The 25,086-nt window shown below is 48.9% G+C and carries 17 protein-coding genes, 1 pseudogene and 1 riboswitch; of the genes and pseudogenes, 14 read left to right on the forward strand and 4 right to left on the reverse strand.

Annotated features, from left to right (window positions below; translation table 11 throughout):
- Positions 1-41: 41 nt before the first annotated feature.
- Both SHD_RS09075 and SHD_RS09080 read right to left on the reverse strand, forming a co-directional pair.
- Complete coding sequence (locus SHD_RS09075) at positions 42-5,345, reverse strand: PAS domain S-box protein (RefSeq protein WP_023266828.1); 5,304 nt, start codon at positions 5,343-5,345, stop codon at positions 42-44.
- Positions 5,346-5,474: 129 nt separating this feature from the next.
- On the reverse strand, positions 5,475-6,833 hold the full coding sequence (locus tag SHD_RS09080; protein WP_023266829.1) for an alanine/glycine:cation symporter family protein: 1,359 nt from the start codon (positions 6,831-6,833) through the stop codon (positions 5,475-5,477).
- Positions 6,834-6,983: 150 nt separating this feature from the next.
- Positions 6,984-7,109, reverse strand: a riboswitch (glycine riboswitch).
- A 368-nt stretch (positions 7,110-7,477) separates the two neighbouring features.
- On the opposite strand from SHD_RS09080, the pseudogene SHD_RS09085 reads away from it, so the two are divergent.
- The 13 genes and pseudogenes from SHD_RS09085 to napB form a co-directional block, all read left to right on the forward strand.
- Positions 7,478-7,999: pseudogene (locus SHD_RS09085) on the forward strand (ABC transporter ATP-binding protein); the annotation flags it as partial.
- Positions 8,000-8,156: 157 nt separating this feature from the next.
- The gene (locus SHD_RS09090) at positions 8,157-10,823 is read left to right on the forward strand and encodes an ABC transporter permease (RefSeq protein WP_052031004.1); all 2,667 of its coding nucleotides are present in this window, start codon (positions 8,157-8,159) and stop codon (positions 10,821-10,823) included.
- Entirely contained in the window at positions 10,820-12,076 is a 1,257-nt protein-coding gene (locus SHD_RS09095) for a lipocalin-like domain-containing protein (protein WP_023266832.1), read from the forward strand. Before SHD_RS09090 ends, SHD_RS09095 begins: the two co-directional genes overlap by 4 nt.
- A gap of 221 nt (positions 12,077-12,297) precedes the next feature.
- Positions 12,298-12,669, forward strand: coding sequence for a type IV pilin protein (locus SHD_RS09100; RefSeq protein ID WP_023266833.1), 372 nt, complete (start codon positions 12,298-12,300; stop codon positions 12,667-12,669).
- A gap of 1 nt (position 12,670) precedes the next feature.
- On the forward strand, positions 12,671-13,102 hold the full coding sequence (locus SHD_RS09105) for a GspH/FimT family pseudopilin (RefSeq protein ID WP_023266834.1): 432 nt from the start codon (positions 12,671-12,673) through the stop codon (positions 13,100-13,102).
- Positions 13,093-13,500, forward strand: coding sequence for a type IV pilus modification PilV family protein (locus tag SHD_RS09110; RefSeq protein WP_023266835.1), 408 nt, complete (start codon positions 13,093-13,095; stop codon positions 13,498-13,500). The genes SHD_RS09105 and SHD_RS09110 overlap by 10 nt, the downstream gene beginning before the upstream one ends.
- Before the next feature lie 17 nt (positions 13,501-13,517).
- Positions 13,518-14,060: a PilW family protein gene (locus SHD_RS09115; protein ID WP_039978010.1), complete on the forward strand. Its 543-nt coding sequence runs from the start codon at positions 13,518-13,520 to the stop codon at positions 14,058-14,060.
- 15 nt (positions 14,061-14,075) lie between these two features.
- Positions 14,076-15,701 carry a DUF7305 domain-containing protein gene (locus SHD_RS09120; RefSeq protein ID WP_023266837.1) on the forward strand — a complete coding sequence of 542 codons (1,626 nt, stop codon included), beginning with the start codon at positions 14,076-14,078 and terminating at the stop codon, positions 15,699-15,701.
- A 242-nt stretch (positions 15,702-15,943) separates the two neighbouring features.
- Entirely contained in the window at positions 15,944-16,228 is a 285-nt protein-coding gene (locus tag SHD_RS09125) for a chaperone NapD (RefSeq protein ID WP_023266838.1), read from the forward strand.
- Positions 16,225-18,705 carry a nitrate reductase catalytic subunit NapA gene (napA, locus tag SHD_RS09130; protein ID WP_023266839.1) on the forward strand — a complete coding sequence of 827 codons (2,481 nt, stop codon included), beginning with the start codon at positions 16,225-16,227 and terminating at the stop codon, positions 18,703-18,705. Before SHD_RS09125 ends, napA begins: the two co-directional genes overlap by 4 nt.
- Before the next feature lie 52 nt (positions 18,706-18,757).
- Positions 18,758-19,492: a ferredoxin-type protein NapG gene (gene napG, locus SHD_RS09135; protein ID WP_023266840.1), complete on the forward strand. Its 735-nt coding sequence runs from the start codon at positions 18,758-18,760 to the stop codon at positions 19,490-19,492.
- A complete protein-coding gene (gene napH, locus SHD_RS09140; protein WP_023266841.1) occupies positions 19,489-20,478 on the forward strand; it encodes a quinol dehydrogenase ferredoxin subunit NapH in 990 nt (329 codons plus the stop codon). The genes napG and napH overlap by 4 nt, the downstream gene beginning before the upstream one ends.
- Complete coding sequence (gene napB / locus SHD_RS09145; RefSeq protein WP_023266842.1) at positions 20,475-20,906, forward strand: nitrate reductase cytochrome c-type subunit NapB; 432 nt, start codon at positions 20,475-20,477, stop codon at positions 20,904-20,906. The genes napH and napB overlap by 4 nt, the downstream gene beginning before the upstream one ends.
- A 254-nt stretch (positions 20,907-21,160) precedes the next feature.
- Here the strand turns inward: napB and SHD_RS22045 are convergent, their stop codons facing one another.
- Positions 21,161-21,313 (reverse strand): hypothetical protein, encoded by a 153-nt coding sequence (locus SHD_RS22045; protein ID WP_011621497.1) that lies wholly within the window; start codon positions 21,311-21,313, stop codon positions 21,161-21,163.
- 94 nt (positions 21,314-21,407) lie between these two features.
- Here SHD_RS22045 and SHD_RS09155 point away from each other — a divergent pair, with 94 nt between their 5' ends.
- Positions 21,408-22,289, forward strand: a complete 882-nt coding sequence (locus SHD_RS09155; protein ID WP_023266843.1) for a LysR family transcriptional regulator — start codon at positions 21,408-21,410, stop codon at positions 22,287-22,289.
- A 262-nt stretch (positions 22,290-22,551) separates the two neighbouring features.
- Here the strand turns inward: SHD_RS09155 and fusA are convergent, their stop codons facing one another.
- The gene (gene fusA, locus SHD_RS09160; protein ID WP_023266844.1) at positions 22,552-24,645 is read right to left on the reverse strand and encodes an elongation factor G; all 2,094 of its coding nucleotides are present in this window, start codon (positions 24,643-24,645) and stop codon (positions 22,552-22,554) included.
- Positions 24,646-25,086 lie beyond the last annotated feature (441 nt).

Raw genomic sequence — 25,086 nt, forward strand, 5'->3', positions numbered from 1 at the left:
TGGCTTTATCTATGGTCAATAGATGTGTAATTGACCCGTTTCTAGGTTAACGCAGTGATGACTTCGTCGATTAAATCCATTGCTTCATCAAACTGGTATTGGTTAATCATAGTCAGCGCAGGACTTAGCTGTTGCCATAACTTGTTACTCACCTGCGGTTTTAACGCATCAATTTGTGTTACCGCATCAGAATCAGCATCATCCAAGCTTTGCCGTAGCCGCTTTAGTGCTTGCAATAGCGCTTCTGGTGACAATGGCTCACTCGTTGGTGTGACTGTTTCTGTAGACTGTGGTGATACTTGTTCAATCGCTTCACAGATTGATGCTACGAGCATTTGAATTTGTTCTAACTCTAACTGAGACTCGCTATGTTCACTTAAATGCTGCTCTAATTGCCGTGCTACCTCCGCTAGCTTGGTTGAGCTTAAATTGCCAGCCAGGCCCTTTAAGGTATGCGCCATTCGTACTGCATCATCACGCTTGTTGTTCGCCAGAGCTTTAGTGATCTGTTCTACTACATTACGTTGGCTGGTCACAAAACGATCGAAAATTCTTTGGTATAGACGGGTAGAGTTTTGCACTAGCTGCAAACCTCTATCGATATCAAGCTCTGGGTGTTCTGGCCATTTCACGACAAGCTCAGCATCTAGGTTGATTGATTTTGGAGAAAGCTCTGAGCTTTCAGTAAGTTCGGTGCCATCGTCCAGTGGCACTTTGCCACCTAAGTATTTCAGCAGCGTTTCATACAGTAGATTTACCTCTATCGGCTTAGCGATATGGTCGTTCATTCCTGCTCTTAAACACATTTCCTTATCGCCTGCCATGGCATTTGCCGTCATGGCAATAACGGGTAAGTTAGCAAGTTCAGGTTTTTGTCTTAGCGCAATGGTTGCTTGATAACCGTCCATCACTGGCATTTGGCAATCCATCAACACAAGATCAAAGCTTTGCTGCGCCAATTTATCCAATGCTATCTGACCGTTAGTAGCAATAGATAAGATAATTCCCACCTGCTCGAGAAACTCGGTCGCTACCTCAAGGTTCATCTCATTGTCTTCAACCAAGAGGATACGTTTACCCTTAAGCGGCAATAACAATTTAGGGTCGATGCGCTCACTATGCCGCCTCACAGGGAGAATACCCGCACGACCAAGGGAGTTCATAATGCCATCCAGTAATCTTGATGCACTGATAGGCTTGCTGATATAACCAGCTAATTCTAATTGTTCGATCTGGGTTAAGAAGTCTTGGTTGGCGTGGGCTGAGACCATTAAAATCCGCGGGGTCTTCTGTGCCAATTGTTTGATCTGTTTTGCAGTTTCAATCCCATCAAGGTTTGGCATTTTCCAGTCAATTAATGCCACGGCATATTCTTGCTGGGTACAACGTGTTATCGCTTCTTCGCCTGAGCGCACTGTATCCACCTTAAAGCCCATACTCTCCAAGGTCGTCCGCATAATGTCACGGGCAGTGGCATTATCATCGGCAACTAACACAGACATGCCCTCAAGCTCCTGACCAACAACTAATTTTTGATCGCTGGAGGTCTGCAATTTCACGGTAAAAAAGAAAGTACTGCCATGGCCTAACTGGCTTTCGACGCCGATAGTGCCGCCCATCAGCTCGACAAGTTGCTTACAAATCGCGAGCCCCAGGCCGGTGCCGCCATATTTGCGGGTTGTGGAAGTATCGGCTTGGGTAAAAGATTTAAACAGTTTGGCTTGTTGCTCTTTAGTGAGGCCAATTCCGCTATCGCGTACACTAAAACGCAGAACAACATCGTCATTTTGCTGCTCGACTAAGTTGAGTGATAGTAATACTTCCCCTCGCTCGGTAAATTTTATTGCATTATTCATTAGGTTAATCAGCACTTGCCCCAATCTCAGCGGATCACCAAGCAAATGACGCGGAACATTGGGTGCAACAGCAAATAGCAATTCAATCTGCTTTTGCGCCGCCCTTTCGGAGAACATATCGCTCAAATCTTCAAGCATGGTATCGAGTTGGAAAGGCACATTTTCGATATCGAGTTTGCCTGCTTCAATCTTAGAAAAATCAAGGATATCGTTAATGATTGATAATAAAGATTGGGACGCCCGCTCAATTTTTTCGAGATAATTTTTCTGTTTTTTGTCTAGATCTGTCTGTAAGCAAAGTTGCGACATACCGATAATGGCATTCATTGGCGTGCGGATTTCGTGGGACATATTCGCCAAGAAATCCCCTTTGGCTTTACTAGCCGCATCGGCCTCTTCTTTAGCGACCAGCAACTCATCCGAAAGTAGTTTTAGCTCAGTCATATCAACCATGCTGACGACGGCAGACTCAAACTGTTTTTGGCTGTCTAATAAGGCTGAAACGTTTACCGTCATCCATAACGGTTCTCCAGAGGGACGAACAAAACTTCTCTCTCCTCGGTAATGGTCAATTTTGCCTTCGACTAAGTCTTTAAATTGTGCTTTAGCAACTTCTTTGTCCTGCTGGCAGAGCACTTCGAAGATTGGCGTGTTACGGAGTGCCTCACGGCTTAACCCCATATCTTCACAGAATTGGTCGTTACAATCGAGGATAAGCCCTTTACTATCGACATTGACGATACCAATCGTTGCGCCATCAAATAATGCCTTAAAATGAGCCTCACTGACTGCGAGTTCTTCTTCAATGGACTTACGTTGAGTAACATCCATGACATAACCGTTCCAGATAATGGCGCCATCATCAGCACTGTGGCCACTGGCACCGGCTTCCATCCAACGAATACTGCCATTAGGGTGGCGATAACGGAACTCGCGTATCCATTGAAGCTGGTCATCACTCTTACCTGCTAAGGCGCGCACCACCTCTGGGCGCTCTTCATCAAAAATTCGCTCAGCAATAATATTAAAGTCTTTCAGTAAATCATCCCGATGCAGGCCAAGCATGTGATACGCCGCGCCAGAAAGGAACGTAAAGGCTCGCTCTGTTGGCGAAACCCAACGCAATTGATACACAGTACAAGGAATAGACTCGGTGATATTGGTTAATTGCAGCCTTGAGGCTTCAAGCTCGACGATGGCTAATTTACTCTTGGTGATATCGTCAATACTGCCGTCAAACCACAGGGGAAATCCCTCTTCGGTGTAACTTGCCTTGCCCTTTTCATGCACCCAACGAATGCTACCGTCACGGTGACGAATGCGATATTCCACCTCAAAGGTTTCCTGCTGTGCGAGTGCTCTATCGATATGCTGATGACATAACTCGCGATCTTCTTCCAAAATCAGTGAAGCAAAGGTGCGTTGACGATTCTCAATAAACTGGTTCGCCGCATAACCGGTAATATCGGCAATGTTGTCACTGACATATTCCATCACCCAAACTTCACCGATGCGTGTCCGATAGACTGCACCGGGAATATTAGTCACTAGACCTCGGAACCTCAGTTCACTATCACGGATTTTTTGCTCGACCGCTAATTTATGGGTCATGTCTCGTATTGAAGCCGCCACTTGGCGACGGCCGTCAAAATCACTCGGTAAAATACTTAAAGCGATTTCGGCCACAAACTCATCACCATCAGATTTTAATGCGCGAACATGGCGCGCATTTGCCATAGGTCTGTCACGTCCTTCACGTAGAAACTGCAGCCTATCCCTTGCATGCGGATTTCTTAAATCTTCCGGAAGTAAGGACTCAATCTGCAGCCCCAGCATGGCTTTCGCATCATAACCAAAGAGCTGTTGGCAACGGCTATTACTAAACACGATTTGACCACTCTGATCGACAATCAGCATGGCCTCAGGTGCGGCTTCAAGCACTGCGCTTGACCATGCCGCAGCAGAAAACTGCTCAGTCACATCGGTAAATAGCATCTCCACAGACATAAGCTCGCCCGTATCCGACACCAAGGGCTGCATAAAAACATCGAGTCGCCTCGTCTGGCCTTTAACGTCGACTAATTCAACTTGGTGTGGAGGAACATTCTGTCCCTTAAGTGCCAGAACTGTGTATTCCCAGTTTTGCTCATTTAGGGGATTGGCCGAAAATAGCCTTTGATATTTACGTTTGAGCAGTTCAGGGGGAATACCCAATACTTTGGTCACCCCTTCACTGACTTGGGCGAGTTGGCCGTCAGGGTCAAGGGAACAATAGAAGGATTTGTCACTCATACCATCGATTAAACGCGCAAAGCGATTACCGCGTGAGTCTAAAATCGCCTGCTCCCTCTGGGCGAGAAGATCCGCCATTTGGTTAAAGGTTTCACTTAAGGTCACAATCTCACTCACGGCGCCTTGGGGAATGGCCAGCTGTTGGGTCTGCCCCTGACCAAAAGCCAAAATACCGGATTCAAGGACTTCTAAAGGTCGTGTTAAGCGTTTAGCCGCAATATAGCAAGTCAGTAACAGGAGTAAGGTTAATAAACTTAAGTTGAGAATAACCGAAGCAATATCATCGAGTAGTGAAGTGAACAATTCTTGCTGAGGTACCATAACGACAACGCGCCATTTCAGCTTAGTCACCTCTGCTATGCTGGCAAGATAAGCTGTCCCCTTAGCATCAATAAAACTGGCTTGTCCGGTCTTACCATCATCTAACAACGACCAAAAAGCATTATTTTTGCTATTGCGCTGATCCACCCATCCAGAGGAGGAAGCTGCTAAGACCTTGTCCTTATCACTGTGGAAGATAAGTCTACCGTGGTCATCCAAAACCACTAACCTATTGGGTGAAATACCGAGCTGTTCGGGTAATTTATCTAATGCTAAATCGACAGTTGCCACCCCAAAGTAATCGGGCTGCTCACCAAAGGGAACAGAGTAAGTGATCATCAGGGCATTACCCGCCCCCTCATCAAAATAGGCTTTTGACCAGTAGCCCCCCGCTTGAGTAATGGCTTGTGACCACCAATCCCACGTCCCATCGGTGTAGTCATACCCCTCGGTACCAATATCTAAGTAATGGAAACTATTTCCGCTGCGATAAACATAGGGGGAATAAAGCTTTTTGTCGGGGAAAGTATTAGGTTTAAAAGCAACCGCCGAGCCATAAAAGTCGGGATTACGTTCGAGGCGATTTGTAAGCACCTTTTGCAGTTTATCTGAATTATTTACATCATCTTTATCGGATAAAAAACCAATAAAATCAGCAAGCCCTTGAGTATTTGCCTGTGCATGCTCAAGCAATAGTTGTAATCGAGAGGCAGAATGAGTCGACTCCTGAGTTAAATTATCATAGAGGCGTTTTTCTAGGGAAAGGTAGTTAAACCAAGAAGTAATCCCATAGACAGCTGTCATGATTAAAATCAATGGCAGCGCAATATGGGATAGGATCCTGCTGCGAAAAGTACGGAGTTTACTTCTGTCCATGGCGTCGCCTCAAAGTTCTCGTTTTTAAAGTGCTATTTTTTGAACAGCACCTATTAAAGTAAACGAAGAACCTTGCGGCGACAATGTCAAAGTTAAAATAATGTGAACTAATATATTGTTTTCACAACATTAATAAATTGGGTCTAATGTACGGTTTGAGAGTGTCCGAACAAAATAGCTTTGGGTTTCGGCAATGATGACGTGCCTTAACCCAATAATCGCAATCAAATTCGGGATCGCCATTAAGCCGTTGACCGTGTCGGCCAATAACCAGATCACATCCAGCTTGATAAAGGCGCCGACCGCAATCAGGCCTAAAAACAGCATTTGATAGGCCCGCAGCCCGCGCTCGCCCACTAAATAGTACCAGCAACGTTCACCATAGTAGTGCCAGCCTAAAATGGTCGTAAACGCAAAGCAAACTAAGGCGATGGTCACTAAATACTGACCGATGGCCGCCGAGCCGCCTAAGCTAAAGGCCGCGCTAGTCATGGCTGCGCCTGCAGTATCGCCGCTCCAGACTCCGGTGATAATCAGCACCAGTCCCGTCATAGTGCAGATGATAATAGTGTCGAAAAAGGTGCCCGTCATACTGACTAAACCCTGTTCGACGGGCTCATTGGTTTTCGCCGCCGCGGCGGCAATTGGCGCGCTACCGAGGCCTGATTCGTTCGAAAACACCCCGCGGGCAATCCCCATTTGAATCGCCTGCGTCACGGTCGCGCCTAAGAATCCGCCCGCCGCCGAGACTGGCGTAAAGGCCGACTCCACCACTAACTGCAATGCGGGTAAAATCGATTCGGCAAAACTCACTAAAATCCATATACAAGCCAGCACATAACCAATCGACATCGCTGGTACTAACTTTTGCGCCACGTTGGAAATACGCTTCACCCCACCTAAGGTCACCGCCGCGACTAACAGGGTGAGCACCAGTGCCGTCGCCCAAGTGGGCACCTCAAAGGCAATGGTCAGGGCATCGCTAATTGCATTCACTTGGGCAAAAGTCCCAATCCCGAAAAACGCTACCCCTACGCCAAACAGGGCAAACAACTTCGCCATCCAATGTATGCCCAGACCCCGCTCGATGTAATACATGGGGCCGCCTGCAATTTGCCCGCGCGCATCGGTAGTGCGATATTTCACCGCCAACATACATTCGGCATACTTGGTCGCCATGCCAAAGAAGGCCGCCAGCCACATCCAAAATAATGCCCCTGGGCCGCCCATCTTAATCGCGGTTGCTACCCCAACAATATTGCCCGTACCAATAGTGGCGGACAGCGCCGTGCATAAGGCGGCAAAGGAAGAGAGATCCCCATGCCCTTTGGCGGGTTTAAACAATAAACCGAGGGCCATTGGCAGACGAAACACTTGGATAAGCCGCAAACGCAAGGTGAGATAGATGCCCGTGCCCACAAGTAAACACAGGGTAACGGGTCCCCAAACGATACCGTTCAGGCTGCTGAGTAAAGCTTGAAAACTCATGATATTCCTCAATTATTAAACAACTAAATTAATAAAGGAGGAGGAAAAGAAATGGCTGTGACACACCGCTGTCAGCCTAAACAAAGACGATCACCCAGCCAATAAAGGCAGGGCAAAGTCCAAAAGACAAACGACAGGGACCGTGCAGTCATCCTCTCCTCTGTCCTTTTGCCTGAGCGTTTCGCAGAATGCATTCATCGATGCACCTACTTTCGCCTTCGGCGCCACCTATTATCGCGATTTAACGCAATCGGTAGTCTCTCCAGAGGCTCGTCCAGTAACAGTCCACGCCTTGCGGCACCTGAAAGAGTGCTTTGTATCGGGAAAGATCCCAAAACAAAGTTGCCTCGTCGGTGTGGGGTTAATTCCCCACTCTCCTGCTACCTTCATCCGAACGGATTGTTAAATCGATAGTCCGCTATCGATTTAACAGGGCGCACAGCATGCAACAAACACAAAAATAGCTCAAGCCCATTCGCTCACAGAATGCGAGCTAAACGCCACAATTGCAGAAAATTTAAACAGCATAAAACCTAAGTTTGAATCGATGCAAAGTGAACCTTAAGGGCCAAATAGCAGTATCTATCAGAAGATAAAATGTTTTATCTTTAGTCGAGCTAAATGTTGCCAGAGTGGAAGGATAAATGTCAGAAGTAGCCAAACTTATCCAAGTGAGTAAAAGCTTTCGCGATGGTGAGCAGCGTCATACCGTACTGCAAGCCATCGATTTAACCTTGCATCGCGGCGAAACCATCGCACTCACGGGCCCCAGCGGCAGCGGTAAAAGCACACTGCTAAATTTGATCGCAGGCTTTGAAACGCCAGACAGCGGCCAGATAGTGTTGAATCATCAATCCACCCAAGATTGGCAAGACAAACACTGGAGCGAGTTCCGGCGCAGCCATTTAGGCGTCGTGTTTCAACAATTTAATCTACTGACGCCACTCAATGTGAGAAACAACATAGGTTTTTCACTCAATCTCAATGGCGCCAGTTGGAATCCTTGGTGCGATTATCTCGTCGACAAATTGGGGCTAGCTTCGCTGCTCAATCGGCAGGTCGAAGCACTTTCTGGCGGGCAACAGCAAAGGGTCGCTATCGCCAGAGCCTTAGCCCACAACCCGAGTTTACTGCTGGCCGACGAACCCACGGGCAACCTTGATGATGAATCGGGTAAACAGGTGATGTCACTGCTGTGCGAACTGGCCAATGAAAGCCAAACCAGCATACTCATGGTCACCCACAGTGAAGAATGCGCTGCCTTTATGCAAATACGTTGGCATCTTTCCCACGCCGCAGTGTCTATCTCCGGTTAAGTCGATGATGAGTCCAGCATTAACCCCTAAGGCAAATTACAGCCAAACCCCAAACAGAAACTGCCCATGGCTGCGGATCTATTGGGTATTAAAGATCTTTCTCGCCCATTATCGCCACGCGCCATTGCAAGCGGGCGCGATTTTACTCGGGCTTGCCCTCGCCGTGACTTTGCTTATCGGGGTTAAAGCCACCAATGATAATGCTATTCGTAGCTACAGTGAGGCCACGGAGCTGTTGAGCCAGCGGGCCGATGTACTCCTCAGCGCGCCCATTGGCCAAGAAACCCTCGACGAATCAGTGTATTTCAGCCTACGCCAAGCGGGCATCAGCCAAAGCCTTGCGGTTGTCAGTGGCAGAGTGGCGGGGCTGAACGGTCAGTTTTGGCAAATTGAAGGCAGCGATATCGTCGCCGCGCTGACGGCGAGCCTAAGCCCAAAAGAGGGACAAAAGCACGACACCAGCACAAAGCAAGAAGCCAATCCAAGGATGTCGATGGGAGCGCTGCCGCTCGCCGATTTAATGAGTGGTGAGCCGATAGTGGTCATGAGTCAGAGCCTTGCCAATAAAATTGCACCCAATGGTCAACTCGCCCTCGCGCCCGCGTCTTTTGCGCCGGATAAACTTAAAGTCATCAGTATCGATGATAGCTGGGGGCTGGGCAGTGCGATTCTGACCGATATTTCCCTCGCCCAAAGCTTACTCGGGATGCAAGGCAAACTCAGCTATATCGCCCTATTCAGTGACAGGGATAAGCTCCCTGCCTTAAAGCAGCGGCTCGATACCCTAGGGATTACGCCGCTTCGCGCCAGTTACAGTCAACAGGATCAAGGCCAAGCCTTGATGGCGCTTACCCGCAGTTTTCATTTAAACCTCAATGCGATGAGCATGTTAGCCTTTGTGGTCGGGCTGTTTATTGCCTATAACGGCGTGCGTTACAGCCTGATGAAACGCCAACGTCTATTAATCCAATTGCTGCAACAGGGCCTAGCGCGGCGCGAAGTCATGCTTGCCCTACTTGGCGAATTACTGCTATTGGTAGTGTTGGGCTCACTAATGGGATTTATCCTAGGATTACAGCTGAGTCACTGGTTGCAACCTATGGTCGCTATGACCTTAGAGCAGCTCTACGGCGCCCACTTGTTGCCGGGGATTTGGCAATGGCGTTGGTTGGCCGAAGCGATAACCCTCACCTTAGTCGCCGCCCTAGCCGCCTGTTTACCCTTGTATTTTGATTTAACCCGCCAATCCCTCGCCCAAGGCGCGAATCGTTATCAACAAACGCAGGCCCACAACAAAACCCATGGCAGGCAGTTTATCTTTGCCTGCGGCCTGCTCACGCTCGCCGCAATACTCATGCCCTTCAGCCAAAGCTATAACACCAGTTTGGTATTGTTGGGTATGGTCGCCGTCGCGATTCCATTGCTATTACCGCAAGTATTACACTGGGGCGTGAGCTTGCTGCTGCCATTGACTCGCCCCGGGCTTAAACAATATCTCCTCGCTGAAACCCGCGAGCTTATTGCGCCATTGTCCCTCGCCATGATGGCAATACTGCTGGCACTGAGCGCCAATGTGTCGATGAACACCTTAGTCGGTAGCTTCGAGCAAACCTTAAGAAGCTGGTTAGAAACCCGCCTGCATGCCGATTTATACCTGCGCCCCAGCGCCAACCATATGGCCGAAGTGCGCGATAAGTTGCGCCAAGATCCTCGCCTGAGTGGCCTGTATCAGCAATGGCAAGTGGAGGCGGAAGTATCACTCCAAGGGACGGCGCAAACCATACCCGTCAACCTGATTAGCCGCGATGATGCATCGATTCAACACACCAGCACGCTCAAACAAAGCTTGCCGGATCTCTGGCAAACCTACTTTGACGGACATTACGTGTTAGTCAGCGAACCTATGGCCATTAAGTATCAGCTGCAACTCGGGGATACTGTGGCGCTAAACGTGTTGGACAAAACCGCCAATAATCCCGTTGTGATCGCGGGGATTTATTACGACCATGGCAATACCCGCAATGAGCTCATCATCAGCCATAAGCTATGGCAACAGGCGCAGCTACCCGTGTTACCCATTAGCCTTGCGGCCAGTTTCCACTCTGTCGAGCCGGGAGTTCAAACAACAGCGACTCCGCGCAAACTCAGCGAGGCAGAGCTAGATGAACTGCAAGGGCAATTGGCCGTTACATTGGGCTTAGCGCAGGCGCAAATTTACAGCCAAGCCAAGATTAAGGCTCAGGCCATTGCCATGTTTAAACGCACCTTCTCAATCACCTTAGTGCTCAATAGCTTAACTTTGCTGGTGGCTGCCATAGGGCTATTTAGCGCCTGCTTGATGTTAACTCAAGCTCGACAAGCGCCATTGGCAAGACTGTATTCCCTCGGGGTGAGTCGCAGTAAGCTACGAACTATGGTGTTCAGCCAAATGCTGCTGGTCGTGGTCATCACCTGCCTGATGGCCATGCCTACGGGCGCACTGCTCGGCTATTTATTAATTGATAAAATCACCCTGCAGGCCTTCGGCTGGACAATCAAGATGATCTGGGATTGGTTTGCCTATGGAAAAGCCATCCTCATTGCCTTAGTGACCTGCACCTTAGCCGTACTCTTACCGCTTTACTGGCAAACCCGCAGGCCCTTAATCGCCAGTTTGCAGCAGGAAACCCTATGAGCGCATACGTATATCAAACCAAGGCTTGGCGCGTTAATGCATTAGCGTCTGCAACGCGATTTAGGATCAGCACAAGCGCTGGCTTTATCTTGAAGAGTGTCATAGGTGGCTTACTGCTTGCGACAATAAGCGGCTGCGATCACGCGCCTGCAACGACCGAGCCTCAATCCATGGGTTCTATGCTTGGGCAAGCAAGCGCAGATAGCCAAAGTTTTGCTAAGGTGACGCCAGGAAACCACTTTCAATTTCCTCAAGATCACCTCGCCCATCAGGATTTTCGTCAAGAATGGTGGTATCTCACCGCCAATTTAACCACAGAGAATGGTGAGCAACTTGGTGCCCAATGGACGCAATTTAGGGTAGCGCTAAAACCTAAGCACACTGAATCGCAAAACGTGGAACCTAATCCTAAGTCCACTTGGGCGACTGAACAGCTCTATTTTGCCCATAGCGCACTCACCTCCAGCACTTCTCACCTCGCCCATGAGAAATGGTCGCGGGCGCATCCATCACTTGCTGGAGTGAGCGCAGATCCCTACCAAATTCGCCTCGATAATTGGCAATGGCATAGTCAGTCAAATGAGTTATTCCCTGCAACTTTGAGCGTTGCAACCGACGACTTTAGTTATCAACTCGAGCTTAACAGCCAAGCGCCACTGCAATATCAAGGGGATAAGGGTTACAGCATTAAGAGTCGCGACGGCAAAGTCGCCTCTTACTACTACAGCCAACCCTTTATCACGATTCATGGCGAAATCACCCGCTATATCAAGATCAATGGCCGAATGGACAACCGCGTCGAGAAAGTCACAGGCCAAGGCTGGCTAGATAGAGAATGGAGCTCGCAGTTTTTAACCAAGAGCCAGCAGGGCTGGGATTGGTTTGCCCTTAGGTTAGATGATGGTTCGGCGCTGATGCTATTTCAGCTCAGGGAACAATCCTCCGATAAAGTGCAAACACAGTCAGCCTTTTACAGCGCCAGGCGAATGTTTGCCGATGGCACCGGACGCAACATCAATTCCGGCGATACCCCCGATGGAATAAAAATGACCCCACTCGAGTGGCAAACCACCAGCACGGGTAAATACCCGATCCGCTGGCTAGTGCAAATCCCAAGCGAGCAAATCGACATCCGCATTTCCCCTTTAAATCCCAATAGTGCCATGGCGTTATCCACCCAGTATTGGGAAGGCCCGATTGAGCTTAAAGGTAGCCATAGCGGCACAGGTTATATGGAGCTGACGGGGTATTAATCTCCAGCTGAAATGTGATCTCCATATCAAATACAGCGACTTAACACGCATTATTCTCATACTATCGATTGCAAATGCTGTTGAATTTTCACTCAGTGATTGCATTTCGATGAAAATCTCAATAAATTAATGTGACAACGCTGTCAAAACAATTAAAACAACAAGATAGTCATCATAATCACGGACGATTCTATTCAGTTCAATAACACAGGGAGGGGTGGATGAGCGCTTTACGTAAAGGGTTTACCCTGATTGAACTGATGATCGCCCTCGCCATTATCGGCATTCTTGCCGCCATTGCGATTCCTTCATTTAATGAGTACTTAAAACAAGGTCGACGCTTCGATGCACAGCAATATCTCGTCAGTAGTGCCCAAACGCTAGAGCGCCATTATTCCCGCAACGGTCTGTATCCCGCTTCGCAGAGTTTAACCAACAGTGCCTATTACAGTTTCAGCTACAGTCCCACGGCGGATAAATTAGGTTTTAGCCTCAAGGCCGTGCCCACAAGCCGTCAGTCTGACTCCTGCGGCACCTTAAGCCTCGACCACAAAGGCGTACGCACCCCCGCAACCCATTGCTGGACCCACTAAGATGACACGCACTACTGCTGGGTTCACCTTAGTTGAATTGCTGGTCACTATCGCCATCATAGGTATCTTGGCGAGCCTCGCCCTACCTTCCTATCGGGATCTGATCGCCAGAGAAAGCCTCACCACCACCGCAAATGAATTGATTTCCTGTTACAAATTCGCCCGCGGCGAAGCCATCAAGCGCAATCAGGCGGTGATGCTCGAAGCGACTGAAGATGGGCGCTGGCTGGTCATCAGCAATCAGGAACAACTCAAGGTCTTTAGCCCATCGAACCGCGGCGTCAGTATCGATGGCTTTAACACCCTCAATATCAATGCTACAGGCAACACCACTAAAACCCAGATGAGCCTTGAAAACACCCAAGGTGAAACGCTCAATCTGTGCATCTTGCCAAGCGGGCAAAGTTATCTACAGGAGGCGGCATGCGCATAGTGGCACTGAGTAATAAACAACAAGGCTTTACCATGACCGAAGTGCTGATTTCGTTAGTGGTGTCGGTCACTTCGCTACTGGCGCTAGGCAAAGCGCAGCTATCTTCATTGCAGCATGCGACCAACAGCTTCCAGTATACGGTCGCCACCATTCAAGCACAGAATGCCATTGAAAGGATCTGGCCGAGGATCTGCGATATTCAGCGCCAACCCGCACGCTTTGAGGATGTCAATTTTAGGGCCAGCCTCAGCCAAGATATGCCCAGCGGCTACACCTTAGTGCTACCGAACACTTATCAAGACACTATGCCCATCACTGTCACTTGGCAGGACGGCCGCATTGAGGACAATAACAGTGTGAGCCTCAACGCCAGCTTTCCGCACTTATGCCAGGTGTAGTTATGTCAGGTGTAGCTATGTCCTTAAGCGCCAAGCAACGGCAAGCAGGCTTTAGCTTATCAGAGCTGATGATCGCTATGGTGCTTGGGCTCATCATTATGCTGGCCGTGGTCAATTTTTTTGCCCCGCTCAAGGCCACAGTGGAAGAAAGTAAACGCCTAGAAGACGCCGCCGATGCGCTGAGGTACGCCACCCTTAGCCTCAGCAAGAGCGTCAAACGTACCTCAAATATCGTATCCCTCAGCGCGAATGAGTTAGTGCTGGCAGTTGCTGCATCCCCAGCCCAACCGAGTTTAACTTGCCTAGGAACCAGCAAAACCAGCGATTACAACGAAACCTACCGTTTTGACGCCCCCAATCTGAGCTGCGACGACGGCGATGGCGCTCAGGTGTTACTCACAGGGCTAGAATCGACCCGTTTTGCACTGAATGGCGAACTGGTGACTGTAGTACTTAAGCCCGAAAAACTCCCCGCGCAATATGGCCAAGGGATCCAGCTCGATATCGCCCTGCGTAAGCCTCTATGGCAGCAAGCCCTCAACAGCCAACAAATCCAATAAAGCAAGGAAGCCATAATGGATAATCTAAGACCAGCTCTAGGCAATAAGGAACATGGCGCGGTACTGCTTATTGTCTTAGTCTTCAGCCTGTTAGCGAGTCTGCTGGTGGTCACTTCCCTCAGGGATAACCTCGTGCAAGAGCGGCTGAGTGGTAACTTTCAAAAACAGGTCAATGCGCAGCTACTCGCCGAACAGGGAATGCACGAGAGCTACAACCAACTTAAGGCTCAACTGCAGCGTGCGCCTAATCAAGGTCTGCAAACCCTGTATGAGCAACTCCCCGCCGAGGCCGATGGCAGCCTCGAAGGCAGCAGCTATGCCCTCGAAAACGGCCAAATCGCCGGGGCCGATCTTAGCCTCGACAGTCGTGGCAATCATCTAGAGGGTGAGGCTAAACTTAACGCCCAATTCACACTGCAAGGTGGTCAGGGGAATAGCATATTCAATGATGCGATTGTGTCCTGCGAGAGCTTAAATTTAACTGGCAGCAGTAGCATCGATGGCTATGACTCCCGCAAGGGCGCCTATGGCGACAGCATCAGTAATGGCCAAGGTGGCAGTGAGCTTAATCAACACGGCAAAGGCAATGTCACGACCATTGAGCCCAATGCCAATATTACGCTCACGGGCAACGCACCAATTTACGGCAATGTCAGCGCCACTGGCAGCGTCACCCTTACCGGCTCGTCGGATATCCACGGCAGCATTCAAGCCAATAATGATGTCACCCTTGGCACAGGCACCATCGGTGGCAATGTCGCGGCGGGCAATAACTTTAACTTGGCCAACAGTGGCACGGTCGAAGGTTCGGTCAAAGCCAATAATAATGCCGCCACGGCACCCAGTGCCCAAGTCAATGGCACACTGCAATATGGCGGCGACGGTAACTTTCATCGGGACAGCCAGATTGGCAACTTAGTCAACGCCCGCCCCAATGTACCGCCCGTGCCGACAAAATCCTGCGATCCATTGGATATTGGCGCTGTGATGGACGGCTTTAAGATGCCCAATAATGGTGCCCGTATTATTGATTCCAACGCCAATGTTACTATCACGCCATCGGGGTCGAGTAAGACCGAACTCGGCTGGAAAGGTGATTATTTCCCGAACCTTACCCCCACATCGGAAAATATTTTCGGTAATGACACCCCGGTATTTAACCTCGACAGCTTAGTCATGAGTGCCGATGGCGTGCTCAATATCAGTGGCGGCGATGTCACCCTGATAATCAAAGGTGACTTTAAGATGAGTGGCTCGAATCAGCTGAATATTGCCCCAGGTTCCAGCCTTACGCTGTTTGTGGGCGGTGAAGTCGCCTTTACGGCGGGGACAAACAACGGTAACAATATTAAGGGACAAACCCTAACCGACAGTAACAAGCCACCACTGTCTATTTTTTCTGGCTCGGATAAGGATGTCACCGTCAGCGGTAATGTGCCAATTTATGCCGCGCTCTACGCCCCCAAATCTAAGGTCCATCTCCCTGGCGGCCCTGAGATTTTCGGCTCGGTGAGGGGCAAATCCATCACAGCAACGGGTAATGGAAAAATCCACTATGACAACGCATTAGGTGCCGCCGACTTAGGTGAGGACAATGCTAAACCCGCGGTCATAGTGCTCAAACAATGGCAATATTTATAGGCTAAATCCCCCCGCAGGACTCACTTGCAGCCTCCCTCTCCAAAGGGATAGGAATTGTGTAAATTTCAAACTGAGAGTTAGATCACGCGCAAAACTTTGATCCCGATCGACTATCCCCTCCAATACCTCTTGTGAGGTATACCCACATTTTTTATCAGGTCTAGACTCGCAGTTATCCACATTTAGTTGTAGCGATTTGTTGCTGGAACAACTGAGTGAATCTCAAGATAAAGGTTACCGCTATGAGTCAGGAATACCATGTCACCAGCCTCGTGGTACATGCCGCCCCTAATGCCTTGCAACAGGTTGAGACCGATATTGCTGCGTTAAAAGGCTGCGATATCCACGCCATTTCACCCGAGGGCAAGTTTGTTATTACCCTCGAAGGGAATAGCCAAAAAGCCATTCTAGACAATGTTGAAGCCATCAATGCCCTGTCCGGCGTGTTATCCGCCAGTTTGATTTACCACCAAGTAGAACCCCTAGAACAAGAACTGTTAGAAAAAAAGAGTGAGGAAACACTATGAGCATTAGCCGCCGCGAGTTTCTCAAGGCTAACGCAGCGGTTGCCGCTGCCACGGCCGTTGGCGTCACGCTTCCCGTGAAAATGGTCGAAGCCGCCGAGTCAGATAACATTAAGTGGGATAAAGCCCCCTGCCGTTTTTGCGGTGTGGGTTGTAGCGTATTAGTCGGAACCAAAGCGGGTAAAGTCGTCGCCACTAAAGGCGACCCTGAAAGCCCAGTTAACCGCGGTTTGAACTGTATTAAAGGTTACTTCCTGTCGAAAATCATGTACGGCAAGGACAGATTAACCACGCCATTACTACGCATGAAAGATGGTAAATACCACAAAGAAGGCGAGTTTACCCCTGTAAGTTGGGATGTTGCCTTCGATACTATGGCCGCTAAGTGGAAACACAGCATCGCCACTAAGGGACCAACATCAGTCGGTATGTTCGGCTCGGGCCAATGGACCATCTGGGAAGGTTATGCCGCCTCAAAATTACATAAGGCCGGATTCTTAACCAATAATATCGACCCTAACGCCCGTCACTGTATGGCATCGGCCGTGGGTGGCTTTATGCGTACCTTCGGTATCGACGAGCCGATGGGCTGTTACGATGACTTAGAAGCTGCCGACCAATTTGTGCTCTGGGGCGCTAACATGGCTGAGATGCACCCGATCCTCTGGGCACGCTTATCCGACCGCCGCTTAAGCCACAAAGACTGCCGCGTACATGTGCTATCGACCTTCGAGAACCGCAGCTTCGACTTAGCGGACAACCCTATGGTGTTCCGCCCACAGTCAGATCTGGTGATCCTCAACTTTATTGCTAACTACATCATCCAACACAAAGCCGTGAATACCGACTTTGTGACTAAACATACTAAGTTTGCCCTTGGTGTGGATGATATCGGTTATGGTCTACGCCCAGATCATCCGTTAGAGAAGAAAGCCAAAAACCCAGGCAATGGTAAATCTAGCCCTATCAGCTTCGATGAATACGCTAAGTTCGTCAGCACTTACACGCTGGAATATGCGGCGAAAATGAGTGGTGTAGAGCCTGAAAAATTAGAAACCTTAGCTAAGGCCTATGCCGATCCTAATGTCAAAGTCATGAGTCTGTGGACCATGGGGATCAACCAACACGTACGTGGCGTGTGGGCAAACAACATGCTCTACAACATCCACTTACTCACAGGTAAAATCGCCACCCCAGGCAACAGCCCATTCTCATTAACGGGTCAACCTTCGGCCTGTGGTACCGCCCGTGAAGTCGGCACTTTTGCCCACCGCTTACCTGCGGATATGGAAGTGGCCAACGATAAACACCGCGCCATTACAGAAAAACTGTGGCAGGTACCAGAAGGCACGATTCCGCCAAAACCAGGCTTCCATGCCGTGCTGCAAAGCCGCATGCTCAAAGACGGTAAGCTCAACTGCTATTGGACCATGTGTACCAACAATATGCAGGCGGGTCCGAATATCAACGATGAAATTTACCCCGGTTTCCGTAACCCAGAAAACTTTATCGTGGTATCAGACCCATACCCAACCGTCACCGCCATGGCTGCCGACTTAATTCTGCCCACTGCCATGTGGGTTGAGAAAGAAGGTGCCTACGGTAACGCCGAGCGCCGCACCCATATGTGGCATCAACAGGTCAAAGCGCCTGAAGGTGCTAAGTCGGATCTATGGCAATTAGTCGAGTTTTCAAAACGCTTTAAAGTGTCTGAAGTGTGGCCTGCTGAGCTTATCGCCAAACAGCCTGAATACGCTGACAAAACACTTTATGAAGTGCTGTTTGCCAACGGTGTCATCAACAAGTTCCCAACCACAGATTGTAAGGGCGACTTGAACGATGAAAGCGCGCACTTTGGCTTCTATCTACAAAAAGGCATTTTCGAAGAATACGCCGCCTTCGGTCGCGGCCACGGCCATGACTTAGCCGACTTTGACCGTTACCACGAAACCCGCGGCCTACGCTGGCCAGTGGTTGAGGGCAAAGAAACCCTGCGCCGCTTCGTTGAAGGTAGCGATCCTTATGTTAAGGCAGGTGAAGGCTACAAGTTCTACGGTAAACCCGATGGCAAAGCGGTGATTTTCGCCCTGCCCTACGAACCTGCGGCAGAAGAGCCAAATGAAGAATACGATCTGTGGATGTCTACCGGCCGTGTACTCGAACACTGGCATACAGGTTCGATGACCGCCCGTGTACCTGAGCTGTACCGCGCTTACCCCGATGCACAAATCTTTATGCATCCTGAAGACGCTAAGGCCCGTGGTCTGCAACGTGGTGATGAAGTGCTAGTCGCATCCCCCCGTGGTGAGGTCAAAACCCGTGTCGAAACCAAAGGCCGTAACAAACCGCCACGCGGCGTGGTGTTTATGCCCTTCTTCGATGCGCGTCAGTTAGTTAACAAGTTGATTCTGGATGCGACCGATCCACTGTCAAAAGAAACTGACTTTAAGAAGTGTCCCGTAAAAGTGATGAAGGCCTAAGCCCTCATTTGATAGCGATAAGCGTATTTGAAAGCGATTAAGGAGTGCTAAGGTGAGTCAGCAAGTGAAGAGTCCATTCACAGTCAAGCAAGTCAACCGTCGCCAATTTTTGGCAGCGACGGCTAAGGCCGGCTGCGTGATGGGGCTCGTGGGATTAGGCTTGACGGCCACGGCAAAAAGCCAAGGCCAACTCGCCCCCCAAGCTTGCAGACCGCCGGGAGCCCTTGAAGAAAGTGATTTTCTCTCCGCCTGCGTGCGTTGCGGTTTGTGTGTCGAGGCTTGCCCCTACGACACGCTATCGCTAGCACGCTGGTTCGATGGCGCCGCCACTGGCACACCATTCTTTACCGCAAGACGCATTCCCTGCGAAATGTGTGAGGACATTCCCTGCATCAAAGCCTGCCCTTCGGGCGCGCTTGATCCTCAACTTGAGCAAATTAGCGATGCTAAGATGGGTGTTGCGGTACTGATAGATGAGAAAAACTGCCTAAACTTTAAGGGATTACGTTGTGACGTCTGTTATCGGGTTTGTCCGTTAATCGACAACGCCATCACCTTAGAACGCCAACGCAATCAACATAGCGATCACCACGCGATGTTTTTACCCACAGTCAACAGCGATACCTGCACGGGTTGCGGTAAATGCGAGCATGCCTGCGTGCTCGACACGGCCGCGATTAAGGTGTTACCGACCGCTCTTGCACTCGGTAAAGCGGCGGCGCATGACACTTATATCAACACTGAGGAAACCACCTTAGAGATGTTGAATAAGGGGCTGACGTTATGAGCAACAAGTCTATGAATAACCAGACGGTGAACTCAAAAGCTAAGGCTCACATGCAAGGCGAACATGCCGCAGCCATAGCAGAACTCGGATGGTTTGGCGCACACAAATATTTGCTGCTACGCCGCGCAGTGCAATTTGGCTTATTAGGCCTATTTGCACTGGGGCCACTTTTGGGAATTTGGCTATTTAAGGGAAATTTATCGGCCAGTTTACTGCTCGATACTATTCCCTTTGCCGATCCACTAGTGAGCTTACAAATGCTCATTAGCGGGCATATTCCCGAGCTTAGCCTACTGATAGGCGCAGCTTTGATCATACTGTTTTATGCCCTCGCTGGTGGCCGGGTGTTTTGCAGTTGGGTGTGTCCAGTCAATCTGGTTACCGATGCCGCAAGCTGGCTCAGACGTAAATTGAACCTTCCTCGCAGCAGCGAGTTACCGCGCAATTTACGTTATTACCTGCTGGCACTCGTGCTGTTATTGCCACTGCTCACGGGCAACTTGATTTGGGAATGGATTAACCCTGTCCCCTTAGTCTATCGCGCCGTGTTATTTGGCAGTCTCAGTGGTGTATGGATCTTAGCGGCGATATTTCTGCTGGATCTGTTTATCACCGAGCGCGCTTGGTGTGGTCACCTGTGTCCAACAGGCGCCCTGTTTGGCTTAATCGGCAAATGGAGCCCCATCAAAATCGTCGCCAGCAAAGCCAGTGCCTGTGATAACTGCATGGACTGTTTTAGCGTTTGCCCCGAGCGCCAGGTATTAAAGCCGGCGTTAAAAGGGCAAAACCCGGTGATCACTAGCCCAGACTGCACCCAATGCGGCCGCTGTATCGATGTCTGCGCACAACGCGTATTTCGCTATCAAACACGCTTTACGGCCACTCAGGCTCAACTTAGTACAGGCGATTCGACCGATTGTCAGTCGCCATCAACCACTTCACCAATTCGTCAACACATTGCCCCCAAGGCGGAGAATGACCAATGAAAAAAATACTCACCTTAGCTGCGATTGTATTAGCCATCGGCGGCTGCTCAGGCCAACAGGCAGACACGCAAGCCACCCCCGTAAACATTAAATCCCTCGCCGGCGATAGCGCGGTAACGGATATTCGCCCCGCTGATGCCATGCCCATCTACCCAAGCCGTGGCAAGGCGTTAGAGCGCAGCTTTACCGATCAACCGCCACTCATTCCCCATAAGGATGATTACAAAATCACTATGGATAAGAATGGCTGTTTAACCTGCCACAGCTGGGATAAAGCCCCACGGATGAAGGCTACGCCAGTGGCGAAATCCCACGTTATCGACGATAAAGGCACGCTCAATGGCCATAACTATTTCTGCACCCAGTGCCACGTGGCACAGGCAGAAAACAAGGCGCCTTTAGTCGAGAATAAGTTCTCAAATCAATAACACAGCACTTCCCAGCCCACCAAAGCCACTGCTAACCCAGTGGCTTTTTATTCTCCGTAATAAAACCTCAGCACTAAGCTTGGCCCGTTCAGTGTTTAAAGCATAGTGTTAAGAGCGCAGCTAAAACTGAAGAGTTAGGCGAAGAAAGTGAAATGCAGAGACAAAACAACTGTGCAATAAGATAGGAAATCAGGGAAAGAAAACTGGCTTGAAGATGACGCGAATATGAAACGACCTAAAAGTAAAAACCCAGCCTAGGCTGGGTTTACTTGTTGTTTTGCTTTATGCAAATCACCCGCTGGAGCCGTTAATCTGGTTTGCGCCGCTTTAGCTGTTTGCACATTCTTTGCTTCAGGCATCGCTGCCTGCCACAAAGCACCTACCCATAAACTCGATGTGGATTTCATTGGTTATTCCCCTTTTCTGTTAACAAGCTCAAAGTAATACTTAGTCCATCATCAGTAAAATGAATTAACGCCATACAATGGATTCCATTTAAGCATGAACATTCCAATCAAGACCTTGCAATGTTTTCTGACCTTAGTCGAAACGGAAAACTTCACCCGAGCCGCGGAAAAATGCTTTATCACCCAGCCGACGCTCAGCAAGATCATCCAAAGGCTCGAAGAGAGCTTAGGAGAAACGCTGCTTATCCGAAACAATCAAAAGGTCGAGTTGACCCAAGCTGGTCAAATCTTTGAGCACAGCGCGCGGGAGATCCTCGGTCAATGGCATAGATTGCAGGAGGATATGAGTAACTTAAGCGGACTAAAAACGGGACGATTAAGATTAGGCGTCTGCCCTATGATGAGCAGTTTAATTATCGGACTACTGACCAGTTACCGGAAACGCTATCCCGGGGTTGAGCTGCAAATGTATGAATACGGCGGCTTTGGTTGTGAACAAGCGCTGCTGAATAACAGCTTAGACATCGCCTTTACCGCGCTGCCAACCACCCATGAGACTGAGTTGGTTAACCAACCACTGACTAAATACCCGCTCTTAGCTTGCTTACCTGAAGGACATCCGCTTGCTGCTAAATCTCACCTCAGCTGGCAGGATTTTGAAGCCTATCCCTTTATTCTCTATAACGAAGATTTCTCCTTGGCTAAGCTAATCAGTCGCCTGAGTCGTAAGGCTGGAGTGCAATTAAATATCGCATTTCGCAGTGGTCAATGGGATTTTCTGGCGACCATGGTCGAAGCCGATATGGGGCTTGCCATATTACCCGAACCCATTTGCCAAAAACTCAGCACCAGTAAGTTGCTGTTTAGACCCATGCAACCCGCATTAACCTGGGATTTGGCACTGATTTGGCGGCAAAATCTGCCTTTAACCCCTGCGGCCAATGCGTTACTGGAATTAAGCAAACAGAAAGCCTGAATGCTGAATGCTGAATGCTGAATGCTGAATGCTGAATGCTGAATGCTGAATGCTGAATGCTGAATGCTGAATGCTGAATGCTGAATGCTGAATGCTGAATGCTGAATGCTGAATGCTGAATGCTGAATGCTGAATCTTTGACCGTCAACCGTCAACCGTCAACCGTCAACCGTCAACCGTCAACCGTCAACAAGCATCGTCCATAAAAAAACCGCTGTAAGCCTTGGCTTAACAGCGGTTTCTAATTAGAGGAAGTTAAGAATTACTTCTTAGCTTCAGCAGCTTTACGCTCTTTAACTTGCTCAACAACTTTGTCCGCAACGCTGTTTGGACATGGGCTGTAGTGAGAGAACTCCATAGAGAACTGACCACGGCCTGAAGTCATTGTACGTAGAGAACCGATGTAACCGAACATTTCTGATAACGGAACGTCAGCCTTAACGCGAACACCAGTTACACCAGCAACTTGGTCTTTGATCATGCCACGACGACGGTTTAAGTCACCGATTACGTCACCAACGTTGTCTTCTGGGCTGAACACGTCAACTTTCATGATTGGCTCAAGCAGTTGTGGTTTAGCTTTAGCAATAGACTGACGGAATGCCGCTTTAGCAGCGATTTCGAACGCGATTGCTGAAGAGTCAACTGCGTGGTAAGCACCGTCAGTCAGTTCGAACTCAACGTCTAACACTGGGAAGCCAGCGATAGTACCAGTGTTCATCATGCTCGCGAAGCCTTTCTCAACTGCTGGCCAGTATTCCTTAGGAACGTTACCACCAACAACTGAAGACTTGAACACGAAGCCAGAGTTTGGCTCACCTGGGCGGATGATGTATTCGATCTTACCGAATTGACCAGAACCACCAGATTGTTTCTTGTGGGTGTATTGGTCTTCAACCATTTGAGTAATGGTTTCACGGTATGCTACTTGTGGTTCACCCACGATCAGCTCAACACCGTAAGTACGCTTCAGGATGTCCACTTTAATGTCTAAGTGCAGTTCACCCATACCTTTAAGGATGGTTTCACCTGAATCTTCGTCAGTTTCTACGCGGAATGATGGATCTTCAGCGATCATCTTACCGATAGCGATAGCCATCTTCTCGCTGCCGCCTTTATCTTTTGGCGCTACTGCGATAGAGATAACTGGCTCTGGGAACACCATGGCTTCCAGAGTACATGGGTGCTTAACATCACACAGAGTGTGACCAGTTTGAACGTTCTTCATACCCACGATAGCGATAATGTCACCAGCTTCAGCTGATTCAATTTCGATACGATCGTTTGCATACATTTCGCACATACGGCCGATACGCTCAGTCTTACCAGTTGCACTGTTAAGAATGGTGTCACCTTTCTTCAGGCGGCCAGAGTAAATACGTACGAAGGTCAGGGCACCGAAACGGTCGTCCATGATCTTGAACGCTAATGCTTTTAATGACTCGTCAGCAGAAACGATAGCGTATTCGCCAGTTTCGTTACCTTCTTCGTCAGTTAAAGGTTGTGGATCAACTTCGTTTGGCGCTGGCAGATAGTCAACAACCGCGTCAAGAACCAGTTGCATACCTTTGTTCTTGAATGCAGAGCCGCAGAATGTTGGGAAGAATGCCATAGTACGAGTACCCTTACGGATACAACGCTTCAGATCTTCAATAGATGGCTCTTCGCCTTCCATGTATGCTTCTAACAGCTCGTCATCCTGCTCAACAGCAGTTTCGATCAGCATTTCACGGTATTCTTCAACTAAGTCAACCATGTCCGCAGGAACATCTTTCACTTCGAAGTTTTCTGGAATACCAGAATCATCCCATACGTAAGCTTTGCGAGTTAACAGGTCGACTACACCGCAGAACTCGTCTTCAATACCGATTGGCAGAACCATAACCAGTGGGTTAGCAGCTAAAACGTCTTTAGTTTGCTTAACAACACGTAAGAAGTCAGCACCCATACGGTCTAACTTGTTTACGAAAATGATACGAGCAACTTCAGATTCGTTAGCATAGCGCCAGTTAGTTTCTGATTGCGGCTCAACACCACCAGAACCACAGAATACAGCGATACCGCCGTCAAGAACCTTCAGAGAACGGTAAACTTCAACAGTGAAGTCAACGTGCCCAGGGGTGTCAATAACGTTGAAACGGTGTTCTTTCCAGAAGCAGCTTACTGCAGCTGATTGAATGGTAATACCGCGCTCAGCTTCCTGAACCATGAAGTCAGTTGTTGATTCACCATCGTGAACTTCACCGATCTTATGGATTTTACCGGTTAGCTTAAGAATACGCTCGGTGGTCGTGGTTTTACCCGCGTCAACGTGAGCGAAGATACCAATGTTTCTGTATTTGGATAATTCGGTCATGATTCAACTTTAATGATTAGTTTAAGAAGTAGACGGAGTATGCGACAAACCACCGACACACCGCACATCAGATTATTTTAGGCGCATATTGTAAATTGGAACCCCGCTGCGCGCAAATGGCTCTTGCAATTTTTCACGATAAAGTCGCGGAAAAAATTAAAAAAAAATCAGAAAAATATGTGAAAACAATTAAATAAAAAAATTTAGCTCATTTATCAATCAATTACTAAAAACCTTAAAAATAAGTGTGTTTTTGCTGATATTGATGTTTTTCCATGCTTTAACTGTTCATTAATCGCAAAAAACTAGCCCTCAGACGATGCGCCTATTGGCTATATTCCCGTGAAAATAGGTTAGATGAGCAGGGTTTGTAGGATAAAAACCTCGATTTCCGAATGAAATTCACCATGATCATTAAAAATCCGGTTTATTCATCACGCT

The sequence above is a fragment of the Shewanella decolorationis S12 genome (genome assembly GCF_000485795.1).
GTDB lineage: Bacteria > Pseudomonadota > Gammaproteobacteria > Enterobacterales > Shewanellaceae > Shewanella > Shewanella decolorationis.